17 protein-coding genes and 2 pseudogenes are annotated in these 18,227 nt (G+C 62.6%); 10 read left to right on the top strand and 9 right to left on the bottom strand.

The features are described 5' to 3' along the window. Positions 1 to 306 precede the first annotated feature (306 nt). From V9K97_RS27310 to V9K97_RS22170, 4 genes and pseudogenes are all read left to right on the top strand, one after another. Positions 307 to 633 carry a VOC family protein gene (locus tag V9K97_RS27310; RefSeq protein ID WP_443303957.1) on the top strand — a complete coding sequence of 109 codons (327 nt, stop codon included), beginning with the start codon at positions 307 to 309 and terminating at the stop codon, positions 631 to 633. A gap of 135 nt (positions 634 to 768) precedes the next feature. Continuing rightward, positions 769 to 1,766 (top strand): annotated as a pseudogene (locus tag V9K97_RS22180) (transposase). Between the two features lie 776 nt (positions 1,767 to 2,542). Then, positions 2,543 to 3,982, top strand: a complete 1,440-nt coding sequence (locus V9K97_RS22175) for a helix-turn-helix transcriptional regulator (RefSeq protein ID WP_337320756.1) — start codon at positions 2,543 to 2,545, stop codon at positions 3,980 to 3,982. A 40-nt stretch (positions 3,983 to 4,022) separates the two neighbouring features. Continuing rightward, positions 4,023 to 4,907 carry an alpha/beta fold hydrolase gene (locus V9K97_RS22170; protein ID WP_337320754.1) on the top strand — a complete coding sequence of 295 codons (885 nt, stop codon included), beginning with the start codon at positions 4,023 to 4,025 and terminating at the stop codon, positions 4,905 to 4,907. Between the two features lie 172 nt (positions 4,908 to 5,079). On the opposite strand, the gene V9K97_RS22165 is transcribed toward V9K97_RS22170, so the two are convergent. Next, positions 5,080 to 5,316, bottom strand: a complete 237-nt coding sequence (locus V9K97_RS22165) for a hypothetical protein (protein ID WP_337320753.1) — start codon at positions 5,314 to 5,316, stop codon at positions 5,080 to 5,082. Continuing rightward, positions 5,313 to 6,740, bottom strand: a complete 1,428-nt coding sequence (locus tag V9K97_RS22160) for a cytochrome P450 (RefSeq protein WP_337320751.1) — start codon at positions 6,738 to 6,740, stop codon at positions 5,313 to 5,315. Before V9K97_RS22160 ends, V9K97_RS22165 begins: the two co-directional genes overlap by 4 nt. 345 nt (positions 6,741 to 7,085) lie before the next feature. Between V9K97_RS22160 and V9K97_RS22155 the strand changes: the two genes are divergently transcribed. Further along, positions 7,086 to 7,895 carry an alpha/beta fold hydrolase gene (locus V9K97_RS22155; protein WP_337320749.1) on the top strand — a complete coding sequence of 270 codons (810 nt, stop codon included), beginning with the start codon at positions 7,086 to 7,088 and terminating at the stop codon, positions 7,893 to 7,895. Positions 7,896 to 7,917: 22 nt separating this feature from the next. Here V9K97_RS22155 and V9K97_RS22150 read toward each other — a convergent pair whose 3' ends face one another. Beyond that, positions 7,918 to 8,247: a winged helix-turn-helix transcriptional regulator gene (locus tag V9K97_RS22150; protein WP_258508267.1), complete on the bottom strand. Its 330-nt coding sequence runs from the start codon at positions 8,245 to 8,247 to the stop codon at positions 7,918 to 7,920. 11 nt (positions 8,248 to 8,258) lie between these two features. On the opposite strand from V9K97_RS22150, the pseudogene V9K97_RS22145 reads away from it, so the two are divergent. Continuing rightward, a pseudogene (locus V9K97_RS22145) lies at positions 8,259 to 8,636 on the top strand (nuclear transport factor 2 family protein); the annotation flags it as partial. Next, entirely contained in the window at positions 8,613 to 9,437 is an 825-nt protein-coding gene (locus tag V9K97_RS22140; protein WP_443303960.1) for an SDR family oxidoreductase, read from the top strand. The pseudogene V9K97_RS22145 and the gene V9K97_RS22140, both read left to right, overlap by 24 nt. Positions 9,438 to 9,453: 16 nt before the next feature. Here V9K97_RS22140 and V9K97_RS22135 read toward each other — a convergent pair whose 3' ends face one another. Next, a complete protein-coding gene (locus tag V9K97_RS22135; RefSeq protein WP_258504362.1) occupies positions 9,454 to 10,212 on the bottom strand; it encodes a helix-turn-helix domain-containing protein in 759 nt (252 codons plus the stop codon). A 203-nt stretch (positions 10,213 to 10,415) separates the two neighbouring features. Here V9K97_RS22135 and V9K97_RS22130 point away from each other — a divergent pair, with 203 nt between their 5' ends. The 3 genes from V9K97_RS22130 to V9K97_RS22120 all read left to right on the top strand — a co-directional run bounded on the left by V9K97_RS22130 (position 10,416) and on the right by V9K97_RS22120 (position 13,319). Further along, the gene (locus V9K97_RS22130; protein WP_337320746.1) at positions 10,416 to 12,005 is read left to right on the top strand and encodes a GMC family oxidoreductase; all 1,590 of its coding nucleotides are present in this window, start codon (positions 10,416 to 10,418) and stop codon (positions 12,003 to 12,005) included. A gap of 140 nt (positions 12,006 to 12,145) precedes the next feature. After that, positions 12,146 to 12,544, top strand: a complete 399-nt coding sequence (locus V9K97_RS22125; protein WP_337320744.1) for a hypothetical protein — start codon at positions 12,146 to 12,148, stop codon at positions 12,542 to 12,544. Positions 12,545 to 12,695: 151 nt separating this feature from the next. Further along, positions 12,696 to 13,319, top strand: a complete 624-nt coding sequence (locus tag V9K97_RS22120) for a phosphatase PAP2 family protein (protein WP_337320743.1) — start codon at positions 12,696 to 12,698, stop codon at positions 13,317 to 13,319. On the opposite strand, the gene V9K97_RS22115 is transcribed toward V9K97_RS22120, so the two are convergent. From V9K97_RS22115 to V9K97_RS22095, 5 genes are all read right to left on the bottom strand, one after another. Further along, positions 13,304 to 13,534, bottom strand: coding sequence for a hypothetical protein (locus V9K97_RS22115; protein ID WP_337320741.1), 231 nt, complete (start codon positions 13,532 to 13,534; stop codon positions 13,304 to 13,306). The genes V9K97_RS22120 and V9K97_RS22115 overlap by 16 nt on opposite strands. Before the next feature lie 296 nt (positions 13,535 to 13,830). Beyond that, entirely contained in the window at positions 13,831 to 15,246 is a 1,416-nt protein-coding gene (locus tag V9K97_RS22110) for an IS1182 family transposase (protein WP_337320739.1), read from the bottom strand. Between the two features lie 178 nt (positions 15,247 to 15,424). After that, on the bottom strand, positions 15,425 to 16,684 hold the full coding sequence (locus V9K97_RS22105; RefSeq protein ID WP_337320737.1) for a spore coat protein U domain-containing protein: 1,260 nt from the start codon (positions 16,682 to 16,684) through the stop codon (positions 15,425 to 15,427). 10 nt (positions 16,685 to 16,694) lie between these two features. Next, a complete protein-coding gene (locus V9K97_RS22100) occupies positions 16,695 to 17,201 on the bottom strand; it encodes a Csu type fimbrial protein (protein ID WP_337320735.1) in 507 nt (168 codons plus the stop codon). A gap of 487 nt (positions 17,202 to 17,688) precedes the next feature. Then, positions 17,689 to 18,093 (bottom strand): response regulator, encoded by a 405-nt coding sequence (locus tag V9K97_RS22095; protein ID WP_337320733.1) that lies wholly within the window; start codon positions 18,091 to 18,093, stop codon positions 17,689 to 17,691. Between the last annotated feature and the right edge of the window lie 134 nt (positions 18,094 to 18,227).

The following is an 18,227-nucleotide window of genomic DNA, read 5'->3' as shown; positions in this document are numbered from 1 at the left end:
TGCTACTTCTGGGTCGACCCGGTCAAGAAAGTGACCGGTGCGGTATTCACGCAACTGCTGCCGTTCTACGACGCGCGCATGGTCGAACTATTCGGTGCTTTTGAGCGCGGCCTCTACACCGGCTTGGCAAGCGCCTGAGCTCCTTACATCAACGAGCAAGAAATAGATGCAATCCTTGACCATTCACGGCCTCTCCATTCCTCGGCTGGAACCGGGCACCTTCCGCATGCGCGGCATGGCCTGCCAGCAGGCCGTCGAGAGCGATCTCGCGCTGGGATAGTCATTCGATCCTTCGTCATATTCGTCATGCTCAAACAACCTCGACTTGTGATCGCAGTGCGCGACCTGGCCCGGTCCGCGGATTTCTACAGCGACGTCCTGGGGTTCTCGATCGAATGGAAGGAAGTACCCGGCTGGCGTCTGTTCAGACGCGACGCCTGCACCATCATGGCGGGAGAGTGCCCGGACACACCTGCCGCACGGGAGCTGGGCGAGCACTCATATATGGCCTACATTGAGGTCGACGATGTCACTGGCTTGCACAAGGATCTGTGCAGATGGTCAAGGCTCTTTGCACAGAGCCCTGGGGCATGCGAGAGTTTGGAATCGAGACCATTGACGGTCACCGCATGATGTTTGGAGAGGATGTTTCTCGCCCTGACTGAGCCGAGGAAGCATCGGCGGTTGCCGGCCGAGGTCGTGTGAAAGCACTTCGTTGATGGCTTCGCTCCAAATAAAATCTGCCAACCCGTCAGAACGAGGTGGCGCATGAAGCGATTCATCGAAGGCGAAGACCGACAGCAGGTCGCGCTGTTGCCGGAATGTCTTGATGACTATATCGGCGAAGACAACCCGGTGCGAGTAGTCGACGCCTTCGTCGAGGAACTGGATCTTCAGACACTCGGTTTGATAGGCACCTCACCAGCTGCTACCGGTCGGCCGGCGTACCACCCGGTGGTGCTTCTCAAGCTCTACATCTACGGCTACCTGAACCGCATCCAGTCCAGCCGGCGCCTGGAGCGCGAGGCTCAGCGCAACGTCGAATTGATGTGGCTCACCGGCAGACTGGCGCCGGACTTCAAGACCATCGCCGACTTCCGTCACGACAACGGGGCGGGTATCCGCAACGTCTGCAAGCGCTTCGTCGGCATGTGCCGGGAGCTCAAGCTGTTCACGCAGGCCATCGTGGCCATCGATGGCAGCAAGTTCAAAGCGGTCGACAGCCGGGATCGCAACGTCACGCCAGCCAAGATCGATGCGCGCCAGCGGCAGATCGAGCAGAGCATCCAACGTTATCTTGACGCGCTGGAAACCGCCGACCGTACGCAGCCCGCGGAGGTCGAGGCCAAGACCGAGCGGCTGCAGGACAAGATCAAGAGATTGCGCGAGCAGATGCGCCAGCTCGACGAGACCAAGGAACAGCTGAAGCACGAGCCGGACGGCCAGCGCTCCGTTGCGCCATGAAAGATGAGTGCACAACCAGCGACTACCGGCGCATCCGCCGATGGGAACACGAAGAGGTTCTGGAGCGCGTCCAGCGACGGCTGGACAGGAAACTTGACGCCATGACCTTGCGACGACGTACTGTGGAGCACGTGTTCGGTACGCTGAAGCACTGGATGGGGTCCACCCACTTCCTGACGAAGACGCTGGCGCACGTCAGCACCGAGATGAGCCTGCACGTGCTGGCATACAACCTCAAGCGGGTGATGCGAATCCTGGGGATCGCGAAGACGATGAAGGCGATGCAGCTGGTGGGGGCGTGAGCCTCTCAAACGCAGCCTTGCCGACATGCGGCGCCTCAGTGCACATCAAACGCAGCCATTCTCGACAATCCGCCTACTGGCGGTCTTGAAGCCCACCAGGCATCGACAGCACCAGAGTTCGGCATACTGGCGCGACGAGGGCGTTTCCACACAGCCTCGGCCAAGACCAGACATTCACGACGCTCGCCCAGTTCTATGCCTGTCGAACATCAATCTCTCTCGAACTCCTCCCTCGTTGAGGTCAAGGAGGCCGGCGCTGCGCTTCTCGCGGGGTGGACCGTAGATTCAATTCGGGATGAAACCGAAGTGACCGACGCAGTGGTTCGCATCTACGCGGCGCGAGCCGGGGTGGTTGCTGGACAAGGCGATTCTTGGGCGCGACTTGAGGCTCTACCGGGGAGCTTGCGAACAACCTTTCCGAGTCGTTGGGGAAGGTAAGCGTCGTATCGTCCAGTGCAAAGCAACCAGAGCATTCCTGATGAAACGAAACGCTCGGAGATCGATCGACGGTTACGGAAGCTCGGTGGCAGCGGCGCCTACCTAGATGGTATGTGTTTAAGTGAGTGATCGGCCCACGCTCCTACGAAGAGCTGGATTTGCATTGCCCAATAAAATAGTCGAGTATTCATGCAAATTTGATACTTTTGATATTCATGAGACAAACTTCACGCTCTCGCCCTGCAAATGCACCGCGTCATCGTGAATCGCCAAAGTACCTTCTCTCCCCTCTCCTCATCGCTCATCGCGGTTCATGAAGCGCGCCGGGGGCGCGCGCGATGCTGATGCTTGCGATGTCATGCCTGCGGGCCGACCAGCGAGATGCCGACGTCACGGCGGCCGTGTTGCACGGCGAGATGCATCACGGCCTGCGGATGGGCCTCGCGCGCCTGGATCGCGCCAGCCCGGACGTGGGCTCGAAGCGGCAGGCCGTGCTGGGTCAGGTACTGGGACAGGTCTTGCTCGCAGCGGGGCGCGCGGAGCATGCAGAAGAGCTGTTCCAGAAGCAATTGCGTTCGTACGAAGCGCTGCCGCGGCCGCAGGTGCGGTGGTTGAGTTCGATGGATCGCGGCTACCTGTTCTTGGCGCTCAACAAGCCCGGTCGCGCCGCCGAGAGCTTCAATGTCGTCGCCGATGCGGACGATGCGCCGCTCGCGCTGCGTCTCGAAGCGCTGCTCGGCCTGGCGAGCGCCGTGCAAGGCATCGGCGAGCAGCGCCGCGCCTCGCGAACGCTCGCACATGCCGTCTATCTGGCAAGGCAGGGAACCGCCGCCCAGCAGCGGCTGCTCGCTGCCGCGGAGCTGGAACTCGAAGTAAAGCGTGCGTTGCGCAACTTCGACGAGCCGGCCACCGGCGCCTGCCACATGGCTCTGGTGTCGAGCACCTTCCGACCCTTGCGTGCGCTCGCGCAAGAACTCTCCGATATGCCCTTGGCTTCGCATCGCCTCCGCTTTCTCGCAGCCTTGGTCGATCCGGAACTTCGCTCGGTGCGCGGCTCGGTCCCGGTGCTGAACGGGTTGCGATGGTGGCGCGAACGTCGCCTGCACCAGGTCGAGGAAGCCGGCCGCATCGAGGCGGCGCTCGCATTGCTGGACCATGGCAATGCACACCTGGCGAGCGAGATCCTGGGACCGCTGGCGACCGATGCGGCCCGACAGCAGCATCACTGTCACGTGATCGAACTCAAGTACCTCGCCTCGAGGTTTCACTCGTTGCAAGGCAGGCATGCCGAGGCACTGCGCATTTTTCGGCAGCATGCAAGTCAGGCTCAAGCGCGCTTGCGCACCGAACTGCTGCGCGTGCCGTACTCGCGTTTCCTGGAACAACAGGAGCGGGCTGAGCAGTCCGATGCGGACCAGCTTCGCTTGCCGATGCGCTATCGCCGCGCCTACCAGTTCATCCTCGAACATCTGACCGAAGCAACCCTATCCGTCCGACGGGTCGCGGCGCACATCGAGGTTTCGGAACGGGCGCTGCAGAAGGCATTCCGGACACACCTTGGCTTGGCGCCCGCGGAAACGATCCAGCGACTGCGAATGGCGCGCATCCGCACGGAGATCCAGCAACTCTCGGGCCGCGAGAGCGTGCTCGCAGTCGCCAAGCGGTGGGGGATGTCCAATCGCTCGACTCTTGCACAGAACTACCGCCGGCAGTTCGGCGACACACCAACGACCACGCCGCACGGCGCGAGCCCGGATCCGGACGCGACGCCCGGCTAGGGCCTGCGCGGTTCGCGTGTGCGCATGTGGATGCGCATGCATGGACGGCATCCTGGCCGCTCGTCCTCAAACTGGCGGGCCCACAAGCAAGGAACCTTTGACCATGGTCAATCCCGAAATCAAAAGCTATCGTGTCCCAACCTCCCACGGCGCCATCGCTGTCGATGAGGTGGGGAAAGGCAAGACTCAGGTCGTCTTCGTTCACGGCAACTCGTCCTGTGGACGGATCTTTAGACACCAGATGCTCGGGCCGCTCTCGCGATCATGCCGTCTCTTGGCGCTAGACCTGCCCGGCCACGGGGCGTCGGACGATGCGATCGATCCCTATCGCACATACACGCGGCCTGGCTTTGCCGATGCAATCATCGAAGCGCTGCGGGTGCTCTCCATCAGCGAACCCATCGTGTTCGGTTGGTCCCTGGGAGGGCACATTGCCATCGAGATGGCCGCGCGCTTTCAAGGCATACGTGGTCTGATGATCAGTGGCACGCCACCCGTCGGCCGGAACGACGCCGCACTCGGCTTCCGAACCTCGGGCCATGGGGCACTCGGCCGAAAGCGCAATCTTTCCAGCACGGAGATCGTCGACTTCGCGCGCGGAATGGCCGGAGACCGTGTCGACGATTTTTTGCGAGAGGCGATCGCCCGTTGCGATGGCCGTGCGCGCGAGATCTTGTTTCAGGCGCGGGACGCAGGAGCGGGCGTCGACCAGCGAAAGCTGGTGGAGAGCAACCCCATGCCACTCGCCGTGGTGAACGGCGAGGACGACCCCTTCATTCACCTTGATTTCCTGGATGGCATCTCGTATGCCAACCTGTGGGAGGCCAGATGCCATCGCCTGCCAGGCGTGGGGCACGCACCCTTCTGGGGCGCACCGGCTCTCTTCAATCCGATTCTGGAGCGCTTCGTGCGAGAGATCGCGTAAGCCCGACGGCCGCACCTCGCAGGTACAAGGATGCCCAGGCTCCCGCGCCCAATAACGCACAGATGATCTGCGGTGGCGAGCCCATCTCGCCCAGACGCAAGTGCGTGCAGATGGCGCCTCCCAGGAAACCCGTCACGAAGATTGCGCCCAGCATGCAGGTGCGCGGAATCGCTTAAAGGGCGGTACTGGCGGCAAGGATGCCCCCGATGACGGCCGAGAGCTCGATCGGGAAGCCGGTAGCCTCCATGTTCTTCGCGAGCAGCTGCGGCGCAAGCAGCAGCACGCCCGCATCGGCCAGCAGGACCATTACCACGACGGCGCCGAGGATGCGACCCGTCCAGAGACAGGCGCGCGATGGATTCTTGAGGTTGGGGTTCATGTTCGTTGTGTTGTTCGCTTTGATGGTCATTTGTTTCGGGGTCGAAGGCGCACCGGCATCCGGCTGGGCATCACGGTGAATGCGTTGATTTCTTCGATCGCTTCAGGCGCGCACGCCAGTTCCATGCGAAAGCTGTTGAGGATGGTGGTGAGCACCAAGCGCATCTGCACGGCCGCGAGATGGCGCCCCGGACATACGCGCGGACCCGCGCCGAACTGCAGGAAGGCTCTGGGCTCGTGCGCGGCACCGTCCCGGCGTTCGAGCCAGCGATGCGGATCGAAGTGCTGCGGATCGCGAAAGTTCGAGGCATCGGTCATGGCTGGCCGGGAGAGGGCATAGACGATGCAGTCCGGCGGCAAAGCGACACCGTCGACCACCGTCGCCGACGTCGGTGTAAATGAGAGCATGCCCACCACGGGCTTCAAGCGCTGGGCTTCGGTCACGACGGCCTCGAAGAGGTCGAGCTGTCGCAGCAGGCGATAGTCCGAGCACACGGCGTCGCCACCCATCGCCTGTCGTGCCTGTGCGGCAAGCTCATCCTGCAATGCCGAATCGCCGCACAGATAGGGAATGGTCCACGCCAACGAATGCGCCGTCGTGTCTTCGCCGGCCAGCAACAGCGTCAGCACGTTGGCAGCAATCGCGGCGGCATCGGCGTCAGTCCCGGCCGCGAGCATCGACTGAAGCAGGTTTGCCGGCGGCTGGCCGGGCGTGCGCTGCATCTGCGCGCGCGCCGCGTCGATGAGCGTCTGCACATACGCATGGACTTCGTTGAGCGCTGCATCCAATGCCCTGTCTTGCGGCAGCCTGAGCCAGCGCCAGTACGGAAACGGCGCCAACAGCCGCTTCATGAACATGGGAAAGATTCGCTGGAGCTGTCGCTGGATCCGGTCCGGCCCTTGTTCCAGCGTGTTCGGATCCGCGCCGAAAGCGAGTGCGCAGACTGCGTCCACGGTGAAGCCCGTGAGTTCGTGCAGCATGTCCACCACCCTTCCTTCTTCGCTCAAACGCGTGAGGCGCGCATGCAGGCGCAGGGCGATCGTTCGCAGCGTGGGGTAGAAGCCGGGAAAGTGCGTCACGTTCAGGGCCTGCATCACGAACTTGCGCTGCGACAACCAGGCAGAGCCCTCGGCGGCGAAGAGACCGCCGATTCGCATCTCCTCCAGGACCTGTGAGATCCGGCCACCACGGCGAAAGGCCTTGGGTCGATCCCGCAGCAACTGGTTGGCGACGTGGTGATCGGTCCAGACGACGATCCGCTTCGGACCGACCTTCAGGCGATACGGGCTGCCGTATTCGGCGGCCCATTCCTCGAACTGCCGATGCGCCTTGGAAGGATCGATCTGCAGCGCGTTGCCGAGCCAGGGAATGCCACGCGGGCCTCGCAGCTCTTCGATTCGACGGACGCGCTTGGCGCCAGGATTGGGCTGAGGTTCGGGAGGCTTGAAATGCATCGGGCCATTTCATGCCGAAAGCGACCGAAGGGAATGCAGCTATCCGAAGTTCCACCCTGGATTGCGAGCTTGTGCTCCATCAAGGCCGATCATCCGCCAACCCTTTGTGCACCTCGTGTCATGAGGCCCCGATGCCCAAGTCCTTCGTGAGGGGTCTGAGAGTCCATCGGCGCAACTGGCGTCGCACATTTTTATTTCGTTCATTGAACATTGAGCGCAATCATTACCTGCAAACTTCATTTATGGCCGAATTCATCGCCGAAAAATGGATTTACTTTGCAACCCTGTTAGGTGGCTGTTTTTATACGATCTCGATCGTTCTCTCCAACCTCACAGGACCTACTCATGAACACTGGAATTCGCAAATTCATCTTCGCCGCTGTCGCAAGCGCCAGCATCGTCGGAGCGAGCGGCGGCGCCCAGGCGCAGCCGACGCATGCCAAGAACGTCGTGCTGGTGCACGGTGCCTTCGCCGATGGTTCGGGCTGGCGCGGTGTCTACAACGAACTCACGGGCCGCGGCTATCGGGTCACGATCGTGCAGAACCCTCTCACATCGCTCGCTGACGATGTCGCGGCGACTCAGCGCGCGATCGCCCGCCAGGACGGGCCCACGATCCTCGTGGGCCACTCGTGGGGCGGCACCGTGATCACCGAGGCCGGCGTCGATCCAAAGGTAGTCGGCCTGGTATATGTCTCGGCCCTGTCACCCGACGCCGGCGAGACCACCGCGGAGCAGTACACCGGCTTCTCGGCACCCGAGTTCGTCATTGACACCCACGCGGACGGCTTCGGCCTCGTCAACAGGGAGAAGTTCAAGATCGGGTTCGCCGGCGACACTAGCGATGCGGACGCTGCGTTCATGAGGGACTCGCAGGTGCCAATCAACATGTCGGTGTTCGCCACCAAGCTCAAGCACGCCGCGTGGCGGACCAAACCGAGCTGGGCGGTCATCGCGACCGACGACAAGGCTTTCGATGTCCGGATGCTGCACAAGATGGCGAAGCGCATCGGCGCGACGGTCACCGAGGTCAAAGCGAGCCACGCAGTCTTCATGACACAGCCCAAGGCCGTTTCGGACGTCATTGATCGCGCAGCGCGGGAAGCCAAGCTCACAGGGTCGAACGCGGCGAATCGCACCGCAAGCTCCCGCTAGTCGGCGGCTTGCGGCTGCACGCTCAGCACTGGTCTTTGAGGTCGGACCATCTCAGAAGACCGTCCAGTGCTGGGCAGAGTTCCTGGCCCCATGCCGTCATTCTGTAGTCGACTCTGGCAGGTAGCTCTGAGTGAACGGTGCGTTGGACGATGCCGTCGGCTTCCAACCGCCGCAACTGTTGAGCGAGCATCTTCTGCGAGATGCCTGTGATGCGCCTCTCCAGGTCGGAGAAACGGAGCACCTTTCCGTCGAAAAGATGAAAGAGGATCAGCAACTTCCATCGCCCGGACAGCAAGCTGAAGCAACCTTCCGTATCGATCGCTGCAGACAGTGGGGTGTGCACCTTGCGGATTGTCGGGGTCAATGGACTTACTTTCTGGTGCGTACTTGGCATCGGGAAAGGATATGTCGACGATCGATTCATCACAACCATGGAGGCATCGCATGCCCGTAAAGTTTCCCCTCGCAATCACCAGGTATCTTGAGCTCCAAGGCGGAGGTGCGTTGGACGGCCTGTCCGAAGTTTTTGTCCCCGACGCAGTCGTGCGCGACGAAGCGCAAACGCACTCGGGGCTGGTCGCCATCGCAGATTGGAAGAGGGCCGCCAACGCCAAGTACCAGATGCGAATGGTGCCCCTGGGCCTGTCGCAGTTAGGCGAGACGTTCAAGCTGCTGGTGCACCTGGAGGGCAACTTTCCTGGGAAGCAGGTCGATCTGATGCATGTGTTCACGCTGCGCGACGGGCGCGTCGCCACGCTCGAGATCCGGAATCCGGTCGGACTCGAAGGCCGTCGAGCCCTGGTGACAGGGGGCACCAAAGGCATCGGCGCTGCCGTCGTCGGGCAACTGACAGAGGCCGGCGCATCTGTGCTGGTTGCGGCTCGATCGTCCCCGCAGCATGCCGGCGAATGCGGCTTCGTGGCGGCGGATGTTTCAACGCCAGGCGGTTGCGCAGCAATCGCAGATGCGGTTCGTGAACGATTGGATGGAGTGGACATCATCGTTCACGTCGCGGGGGGGTCGTCGGCACCGGCGGGCGGCTTCGCGGTGCTCGACGAGAACGAGTGGGAAAGTGCGATGGCGATCAACTTGTACTCGGCCGTGCGCCTCGACCGCGCTTTGCTCCCGGGAATGGTTGCACGCGGCACGGGTGTCGTTGTTCACATCACCTCCATCCAGCGACAAATGCCCTTGCCTGAGGCAACAACGGCCTATGCCGCGGCGAAGGCGGCGCTTTCGACCTACAGCAAGAGTCTTTCGAAGGAACTCGGGCCCAAAGGCGTACGCGTTGTCCGAGTAGCCCCGGGTTGGGTTGAGACGGAAGCGTCCGTTCGCTTGGTCGAGCGCATCGCCGACCAGAACGGCACGGACTACGATACCGCCGAGAAATCGCTGATGGCGTCGTTGGGCGGCATACCCATCGGACGCCCTGCGAGACCTCGTGAAGTGGCTGAGCTTGTCGGGTTTCTGGTGTCGCAACGCGCAGCGTCCATCACCGGTGTGGAGTACGTCATCGATGGCGGCACCGTGCCTGTTGCCTGACGACCCGTTCGACGCGCTAGGACTTGGCCAGCACGTCGCGAAGCCTGACTTCGTCCGATGCGATGGCCGCCAGTTCCAGCAGTGTCCGCTTCTGGTTCTTGTCCAACTGTCGGGGACGGAAGTCGATGACGCAGATCGACCCGAGGGCGAAACCATCCGGGTCGTACACCGGTGCTCCTGCATAGAAGCGGAAGTGCGGGGGCTTTGCCACTGCGGGGTTGTGCGCAAAGCTCGGATGTTCCTTGAGGTCACGGACTTCGAAGATCCCCTTCTGCAGGACCGTGTGGTTGCAGAAGGCCCAGCTGCGAGGCGTTTCCTCCATCTCCAGGCCTTGGCGCGACTTGAACCACTGCAGCTCGGGTGTCAGCACGGTCATCAGCGCGATGGGGGCCTTCAGTCCCCAGGCCGCGAGCCAGGTCACCCTGTCGAACTGGATTTCGGCTGGCGAGCCGACCAGCCCGGAGCGCCGTACCGCCTGGAGCCGACTCCCTTCGCTCGGCGCCATCGGGAAGTCGGCCTCGACGATCTGATCTGCCAGATGCGTTGGATCTTGGGTCGACCGTTGCGGGGCTTGCGCCAACGTCGCCGACGTGGGCCGCACATCCGACCGGGCTTGCGCCATGAGCGCTTCGACATCAGCCCGGTGAACGCGCCGGTGCCCGCCCGGCGTCTTCCATGACGGCAAAGCGCCGCCCTCGATCAGGAGCTGCGCTGTGCGAACCGAGATGCCGAGGAGCTTCGCGGTTTCCGTGGTGGTGAGGACGCTGTTCTTCATGGGATATGAGCTGGGGAAACGGCTCTGTAGGCACGGGCCGAGGGCCTAGCTTAAGCCAGCCGCACGAACCTATATACCCGCCTAAATCACTCGTTTATTCGTGCAAATTTGATAGTTTTGATATTTTTACTCATACTCACATCGGCTCAGCGCATCGCATCGCATCGCGATAGCCATCCGATCCATTCAACGAAACGACGACCGTGAACCAGGACTTTCTCGACACCCAACTCGCAGCCTTCTCCAGCGACGCACCCGACGCCCATTTCGATTTCATCGTATGCGGAGCCGGTACCGCCGGCTCCGTGGTGGCAGGCCGCTTGGCCGAAAACCCCGAAGTGCGCGTCCTGCTCATCGAGGCCGGCGGCGACGATGAACACCCGCACATTCTTGAGCCCGGCAACTGGCCCTTGAACCTGGGCAGCGAACGCGACTGGAACTTTGCCGGGGCCGCCAATCCTCACCTGAATGGCAGGCAGATCCCGTTGAACATGGGCCGCGCCTTGGGTGGCGGCTCCAGTGTCAATGTCATGCTCTGGGCGCGCGGCCACAAGAACGACTGGGAAGACTTCGCCGCAGAAAGTGGCGACCCGGCGTGGAACTACGACTCGGTCCTAAAGATTTATCGACGCGTGGAGGACTACGGCGGTACGCCCGATTCGACGCGTCGCGGCGTCGGCGGCCCGGTTCACGTGGCGCCCGCTCGAGCGGTGCAACCGATCGCGAACGCGATGATCACCGCCGCTGACACGCTGGGCATCCCCACCTTCGACAATCCGAACGGCGCGATGATGGAAGGCCGCGGCGGTGCGGCCCTCAACGACCTGATCGTCAAGGGGGGTCGACGCAATTCCATCTACAGGGCTTATGTACACCCGCGTCGTGGCCAGCCCAACCTCACCGTTCTGACCCACACGCTGGTGAGCCGGCTGGTGTTCCAAGGCAAGCGCGTCATCGGCGTGGAGGCGGTTAGCAACGGTCGGTTGATGCGCTTTTGCGCGCACATCGAAGTCGTTCTCTCGCTCGGCGCGGTCAACACGCCCAAGGTCCTCATGCAGTCGGGCGTGGGCCCTGAAGACGAATTGGGTCGCCACGGCATTCCGGTGGTCCAGCACCTGCCGGGAGTGGGCGCCAACCATCAGGACCACGTGTCGTTCGCCGTGATCTTCGAGTACGAATCTCCACAGGCCGTGGGTTATGGCGGCTCGGAGGCAACGCTCTATTGGAGCAGTCGGACCGGCTTGCACCTGCCGGACATGTTCCATTGCCAGGTCGAGTTCCCAGTGCCCAGTGCAGAGAATGCGGCGCTTGGCGTGCCTGCCCACGGTTGGACGATGTTCGCGGGTCTTGCCCATCCCGAGAGCCGCGGCAGCATCACCCTTTCGGGTCCGGAATTCACCGACGCGCCCATCATCCAGGCCAACACCCTCTCGCACCCCGCGGACCTGCGCGGCGCGATCGAGAACATCCGCTTCGTCCAGGAGCTCGGTGCGCAAGCGTCGTTCAAGGGGCTGGTGAAAGGCGAGAGGCTTCCCGGCAAGCTGGATACGAAGACGCTCGAACACTACGCACGCAATGCCGCAGTGACCTATTGGCACCAGTGCGGCACCGCCAAGATGGGACGAGACCCCATGTCCGTGGTCGACGGCCAGTTGCGGGTCTACGGCGTGCAAGGTCTGCGCATCGCGGACGCATCCGTCATGCCGCACGTGACGAGCGGCAACACGATGGCGCCGTGCGTCGTCATCGGCGAGCGCGCAGTCGAAGAGATCCGCGCGAGCCATGGCATTTGAAGGCTAGTTGTCCCCGGTTGATCAGTGGTGCGCGCGTGGCCCGCGCCGCTGCTCCAGCGGCAACCGGCTCTCACGGCGAGGCGGCATTGGCTGCCCTCGCCTTCGTCCAGAACCCAGTTTTACTTACTTAGGAAACATCCATGAACTCCAAGAAATTTCTCAGTGCCGTCGCCCTTGCAGGCCTGAGCCTCGCGACCCTAGCCAACGCCGAGAGCTATGACGGCGTGCTGATTACTCACCCTGATCGCCTGCGCACGGACCTCGCTCTTGAGGCGCGCGAAGCGGCCCTCAAACCGGTCGCTGGCGAAGCGTCCTGGGCCGACAACTTCCGAGTGCCCGTCGGCCAATTGGCACGTGCCGACGTTCGCCGCGATGCCGAGTCCGCCGCTCGCGCCGGCAACCTCCATGGCGACTACGCGGGCGCGGGCGTGCTCAGCACGCCTGGCAGCGCCAGCGCACACGACGCCGAGCACAACAGCGTGAGGTCGCAGGCCCGCGAGATCCCGCGCACGTCTGGTCGCCAGGCGACAGGCGGTTGATCCGGGTGCCTTCTCCAAGCTTTGTCATCAGGATCTCGATGCAGCCCCACGTCGCGCCGATTTCGAACGCACAGCAAGGACCAGTCATGCAAAACAGACATCGTTTTGGATTGCGGCCATGCGATTGCTCTCAAGGCGTAGCCGCGCGCGAATGAACCTGCGCCGCGGTTGGGCCTGGGTCGGCGCTCTGGCCTCGCTCGCGTGGGTCTTGTTGGCGGTCCACGTGCTTGCCGAGGGACCCACACCCGAATGGCCACACGAGACGCCCAGCGGCGCGCCTTCCTGGCGCCTGCCGCCCCTGACCCGGGCGATGGTGGTGCTGGACCAGATCATCGTTCCGATCGCGGGTGCGAGCTTGCTGGCGCTCTTCGCATTCCATGCAGCCACGCGCCAATGGCGCGCCACGCGGGCGCTGCTCGTCCTCGCCGTTGGCGGTACCTTCCTGTCGCAGGCACTCAAGGTCCTTGTAGCCCGCAGCCGCCCACCCGGCGTCGCCTTGGTGGAGGTCAGTGGGTACAGCTTCCCGAGCGCCCAGGTTCTGCTGGTCACGCTGGTGGCGGGTTGGGCTACTTTGGCGGCCTGCGCGAACGCCCAAAGTATGTCCACGCGCCTGCTGGTGGGGGCGTCGGCCGCCGCGGCGATGTTGGTGGTGGGCTTCAGCCGCGTCTACCTGGGCGCCCACTATCCCAGCGATGTCGCGGCCAGCATCTTGATCGGCATCTCGTGCCTGTGTGTTTGCATCTCCGGCCGCCGCCCCTTTCACGAAGACCGCTGACGAGCGGTCGACTTCGCAATACTGTAGTCGCCATGCCGAGAAATATCGAAGCGTTCCTCAGCAAAACTGGATACGGTGACGTTGCAGGTGTTCTGAGTTTCCGGAGCGAGTGGGTTCAGCAAATCGAGGTTGGCGACCTCGCCGGTCACGTCATATTCGCTCAGGACGACTGCGGTAACTACTACGCCACTTCCATCGCAGACGACCAAGTCCATTTCCTTGCCCGAAGCTCTCCAGAGTACGCTCTCGTGAGCGAGTCGTTTGCAGGCTTCCTGGGCGAACTACAGCAGCGTGACTTCGCGCTCGGTGCGTGGACGAACAGCCTTGAGTTGAAGCCTTACGCGTGGGGGTAAGCGCTTGGACCGAACGTCTGCATTGGGCGAGTTCGAATGTCTCAAATGGGCCGATTGTGTTGAAAAACTCGCCTTGAATCTTGCCTGCGCTGGCGATCACACAGAATTCTTGATCGAGTTGACGATGCGAGAGCACGTGGCAAGCCTGCAAGCTCACCTCACGCAGTCTTCATTGCCGCAACTGCTTCAGATGGCATCAACCACTTCGCCATTCGCCTGAGGTTCTGGGCTGTGGCAGCCATCAAGAACTCGTCCCGCGCACCACTGAGCCCGCGAAGCCGGAGGCGATCCAGCTTCATGATGCGCTTGAGATGGGCGAACAGCATCTCCACCTTTTTGCGCTCCCTGCGCGATTGGCTGTACTGCGGTGTCTTCGCGATGGATCGCGCCACCTCACGGGCACCCTCATGGATGCTGCGGGCGATCTTCCGGAACGGCGTGCTCGGGCAGCAGCGATCCTTCATTCCACAGTCGACGCAGTCTGCCTGGCTCGCCCGATAGATCACGGTGTCGGCCTTGGTGATGCGGGTGCGCGGCGTCGTGAACTGCCGCCGGTCGTTGCGCAACGCACGGCCTTCAGGGCAAACATATTCATTGCGCTCGGGTTGCCACTGGAACTCGCCGATCGACAGACTCCCGTCCTTGCGAACCGTCTTGTCCCACACATGCACGTGAGGTTCGATCTGCTTGTCTTTGACCATCCAGCCGAGCAGCGGAGCGGCGCCGTACGCGGTGTCTCCCACGAGCCGCCGCGGCCTGATGTCGAAGCGCTGCTCGACACGGTCAATCATCGTCCGGGTGGAGTCGACCTCCGGCGTGCGGTGCGCCGGCGTGGCCTCCACGTCCATGATGATCCCTGCCGCCAGATCGATGAGGTAGTTGGTTGAGTAAGCGTAGAACGCCGGACCACCTGGTGCTGCGGTCCACTGCGCAGCCGGGTCGGTCGGGGAGATGTTGCGCGAAGCAGCTGCTGTGTCGTGTACATCTTCAAGTGCATCCTCGGCCACCGGGTTGTTGGCATCGAGAGCGTCCAGGTACTCGCGCACCGCGCGTTTGCACTGGGTGCCCTGGCGCCATTGGGCGACGTCGGAAGCTGCAACGTTGCGCGCGCGGTTGGCGTCGGCCTTGATGATGCTGGCATCGACGGCGAATCCTTCGCCTTGAACCAGGCCTTCGGTCATGCAACGGCGCAGCACTGTCTCGAAGACGAAGCGCAACGCGTCGCTCTGGCGGAAGCGGCCGTGGCGGTTCTTGGAGAAGGTCGAGTGATCGGGCACTCTGTCCTCCAGGCCGAGGCGACAGAACCAACGATAGGCCAGATTGAGATGGACTTCCTCGCACAGCCGGCGCTCAGAGCGGATGCCCAGGCAGTAGCCGATGACCAGCATGCGGATCATGAGTTCGGGATCGATCGAGGGCCGGCCAGTGTGGCTGTAGAACGCAGCCAGATGTTGGCGCAATTCGCTGAGATCGAGGAAACGGTCAACGCCCCGCAGCAGGTGATCGTGTGGGACGTGGTCTTCGAGGTTGAATGCGTAGAACAACTGGTCTTGAACAATGCTCCGACCCATCATGATGCGTACCTCCATCGATGATGAAGGGCACGCAAACTGCGAGCCAGTTCCTAGAATTCAGCGGAGTTTTTCAACACAATCGGCCCATAGCGGACATCGCGCCAGCCCGGAAGCAGCCGTTGCCGAAGCCCGCTCGAGACTGCCCGCCCGTTCTCTAATGGGCCTCGCTAGTCGCAGTTCAATACGTTACGCTGACCGTCACCACGTCGCGGTAGCTGTCCGGCCGCACGTTGGCGCTGGTGCCCAGAACGCGGCCATACAAGGTCAGCGCCTGGGCGGCTCCATTGCCGGTGCCCGTAGCGACGTTGCCGCCCGTGCCCGTGACGCTGCCCCAGATGGCGGTGCGCGCGGCGTTGCGATAGAGCCGGTAGGGCACCGCGTCGGCGTTGCCGGGTACGCCGCCTGTCGGCGTCATCGTTCCTGCGCCGGTTGTCGAGCCGTTCGAAGGAGTCAGCGCAACCGTGTACGGGGTGGGCGTGGTGCAGGTGACGTTGATCTTGCTGGTCTGGTCCCTGTCGGCCTGGCCCGGCAGGCCGTTGACTGTGCCGAAGTTCAGCGGATCGGCGGTGACCAGGCAGCTCTTGGCGACCGTCGCGCTGACCACAAAGGGAAACTTGCCCGGCAGGAGGGTGTTGCACGTGGCCGGCGTGCCGAACGTGCTCGTCGAGAGCGTGATCGAAGTGTGCTCGCCGGCGAAGTTGTCTTGGTACGCCCCAGGAGGTACCGCGCCCTGCAGGGCGATCAGTTCTCCGCGCATGGTGGTGCTTCCGGTTACGCGTCCGAGGCCACCGAAAAGCGTCCACGGCGGAATGCTCATCGTGGCCACGAAAGGATTGGGCGCCGACGCGTTGCCATTCGACCCCCAGATCGGCGTGCGGCGGCCTGCGGTATCGACAAATTCCAGGTCGGCGAGTTGGGCGTGCATGCCGCCGCTGTTGGCGACTTTGAGCACCGCCTGACCTTCTTCCCGGCGCAGGGACCAAGTGAGCTGGGGGGCCGGTGACTGGGTGGTGGGTGCGATGAAGATCGGCACCGAGTAGCGCAGCACGAGCTGCAGGCCTTTCTTTTCCTTCACCTCGACAGGCAGTTCATCGATGATGACGCGATACGAACCTTCGACCGGACCGGCAGGCGCTCCGGATCGAATGACGCGGATCAGCTGCCGCTCGGACATGCCCAGCTGCACCATCGGCGGGCTGACGAGCAGATCGCGCGAAGGCGTCAGCTTTTCGGTGCCGTTTTCCTGCGCCCAGTGGTAGACACGAACCTGCGCGTGCACCACCGTGTCGCCGGTGTTGCTGAGCCACAGGCCGTCGGCGTTCTGCGAAGGCTGCAGCGTCAGCGTGACGGGAGACACCTGCAGTCCGCTCGCCGAGGCGAGCGTGTGCGTCCAGGCGAGCGCGAGGACTGCGGCGCAACGCAGCAGCAGGCGGTGCACCGGCAATCGATCAGTAATTGACCTGGACCGTCACCGTGTCGGCGTAGGCGCCGGGTGTCACATTGGCGTTGGCGATGGTGGCGAACACCGGGATGGTCTGCGCCGCGCCGGTGCCGGTGCCGGCCACGCCATTACCTACCGCCGTCGGCGTGGCGGTGCTGCCCCAGACCGGGCCCGTCGCACTGACAGAGCGGAGCTGGTAGGCCACGGTGTCAGGACCTGCCACGGCGGGAGCCATTACGCCGGCGCCGGTTGTGCTGTTGTTCGAGGGGAGCAGGCCGACGTTGTAGGGCGTCGACTTGGAGCAGGTCACGCTAATGTTGCTGTTGGCGGTCAGCCCGGTGGCGGAAGAATCGACCGTGCCGAAATTGATGTTGGACCCTGCACCTGCAGTAACCGAACAGGCCTTCGCCACATTGATCAGGACCTGGAACGTGGAGGTCGACGTGGCGGCCAATGCGGCGCTGGTGACTGTCGCGGCAACGATCGCTGTAGCAACGAGGGTGAGTTTTTTCATGAAGGCGGCAGTAAGGAATGTCAAAGAACTGCCAATGAGTGCACGGCGTCGGTTTGATCGCCTCTGTTGAATAGTAGATAAGTTCGCGCACCTTTCGCTTCGATACGCTTCTTGCAAAAGTGCGCGTGAATTCCTTCGAATCGTTGTCCGTCGTCCACAGGCGTATGGGCGCGGATGCTCCCGCTCGGGTTGCTCCGCATGCTGGCGAGCCAAAAAGTAGCCCGCGACCGAGATTACGGCGCGGGATCATGCTTATCTACAGTCCCGATGGCGCACCATCTGCCGCCCGCGCGTGGGCACGAAAAAGCCCGCACGAGGCGGGCTTTGAGATTTGGTCGTGAACTCTCACGCGGTCCACGGTTACGGCAAATTTTCACTTGCGGAAGCCACCTGTTGTTTTTCTCGTCGTAGTGACTTCGACGCGCCGGTGTGAGATTCGGCTTGACTGGCCAGTCAAAACCCAAAACCTAGTTCGGGCTGGACTAGATTATAGCCTGGGCTCAGATGAGCCAGCCCGCCTCGAAATGTCGCTCCGAAGGCACCACTCAAAGAACTGGTCGAGTTCATTTGACTTGTCGAACAGGGCATCGGCGCCCAACTCCAGACTACGACGACGCATTTCCTCAGTTGGATAGTTCGTCAACACAACCATCCTCTGGTGCGAGGCCCGCTGCTTGCAGGCTCGCAGTACCGTGAGCCCCGAGCCCTCGCGCAAAAAGAGATCCACCACGGCCAAGTCCCACGTCTCGCCGAGCTTTTCGAGAACGGCGAGTCCCTCGCTTGCAGTCTCTGCAACGGCGACAACTTCTGCACTGGCAAGATCAGCTAGTGCCGGGACCAACGCCTCCCGGATGGTGTTGCTGTCCTCGATGAGAACCGTCTGGAGCGACATGACATTGGAGTTGCGCTGCTCGCCTGACTTGTTGTAATAGGTTGCTGGTTGTGAATCGTTATACGTTCCGTTTCAGAGTGACGTGTAGGCCAAAAGCTTGAATCGACGGCAGCGGCTGAGTCGTCGAAATGTGC

Origin of the sequence: Variovorax sp. CCNWLW186 (assembly GCF_037203865.1) — a bacterium.
Lineage (GTDB): Bacteria > Pseudomonadota > Gammaproteobacteria > Burkholderiales > Burkholderiaceae_C > Variovorax.
The sequence above is the reverse complement of the archived record's forward strand: the minus strand, read 5'-3'. Positions and strand labels throughout refer to the sequence as shown.

Coding starts and splice junctions, on each gene's coding strand:
- V9K97_RS27310 (WP_443303957.1), top strand. CDS start 307: ATGCTCAAACAACCTCGACTTGTGATCGCAGTGCGCGACCTGGCCCGG.
- V9K97_RS22175 (WP_337320756.1), top strand. CDS start 2,543: ATGCTGATGCTTGCGATGTCATGCCTGCGGGCCGACCAGCGAGATGCC.
- V9K97_RS22170 (WP_337320754.1), top strand. CDS start 4,023: ATGGACGGCATCCTGGCCGCTCGTCCTCAAACTGGCGGGCCCACAAGC.
- V9K97_RS22165 (WP_337320753.1), bottom strand. CDS start 5,316: ATGACCATCAAAGCGAACAACACAACGAACATGAACCCCAACCTCAAG.
- V9K97_RS22160 (WP_337320751.1), bottom strand. CDS start 6,740: ATGCATTTCAAGCCTCCCGAACCTCAGCCCAATCCTGGCGCCAAGCGC.
- V9K97_RS22155 (WP_337320749.1), top strand. CDS start 7,086: ATGAACACTGGAATTCGCAAATTCATCTTCGCCGCTGTCGCAAGCGCC.
- V9K97_RS22140 (WP_443303960.1), top strand. CDS start 8,613: ATGCATGTGTTCACGCTGCGCGACGGGCGCGTCGCCACGCTCGAGATC.
- V9K97_RS22135 (WP_258504362.1), bottom strand. CDS start 10,212: ATGAAGAACAGCGTCCTCACCACCACGGAAACCGCGAAGCTCCTCGGC.
- V9K97_RS22125 (WP_337320744.1), top strand. CDS start 12,146: ATGAACTCCAAGAAATTTCTCAGTGCCGTCGCCCTTGCAGGCCTGAGC.
- V9K97_RS22120 (WP_337320743.1), top strand. CDS start 12,696: ATGAACCTGCGCCGCGGTTGGGCCTGGGTCGGCGCTCTGGCCTCGCTC.
- V9K97_RS22115 (WP_337320741.1), bottom strand. CDS start 13,534: ATGGACTTGGTCGTCTGCGATGGAAGTGGCGTAGTAGTTACCGCAGTC.
- V9K97_RS22110 (WP_337320739.1), bottom strand. CDS start 15,246: ATGATGGGTCGGAGCATTGTTCAAGACCAGTTGTTCTACGCATTCAAC.
- V9K97_RS22100 (WP_337320735.1), bottom strand. CDS start 17,201: ATGAAAAAACTCACCCTCGTTGCTACAGCGATCGTTGCCGCGACAGTC.
- V9K97_RS22095 (WP_337320733.1), bottom strand. CDS start 18,093: ATGTCGCTCCAGACGGTTCTCATCGAGGACAGCAACACCATCCGGGAG.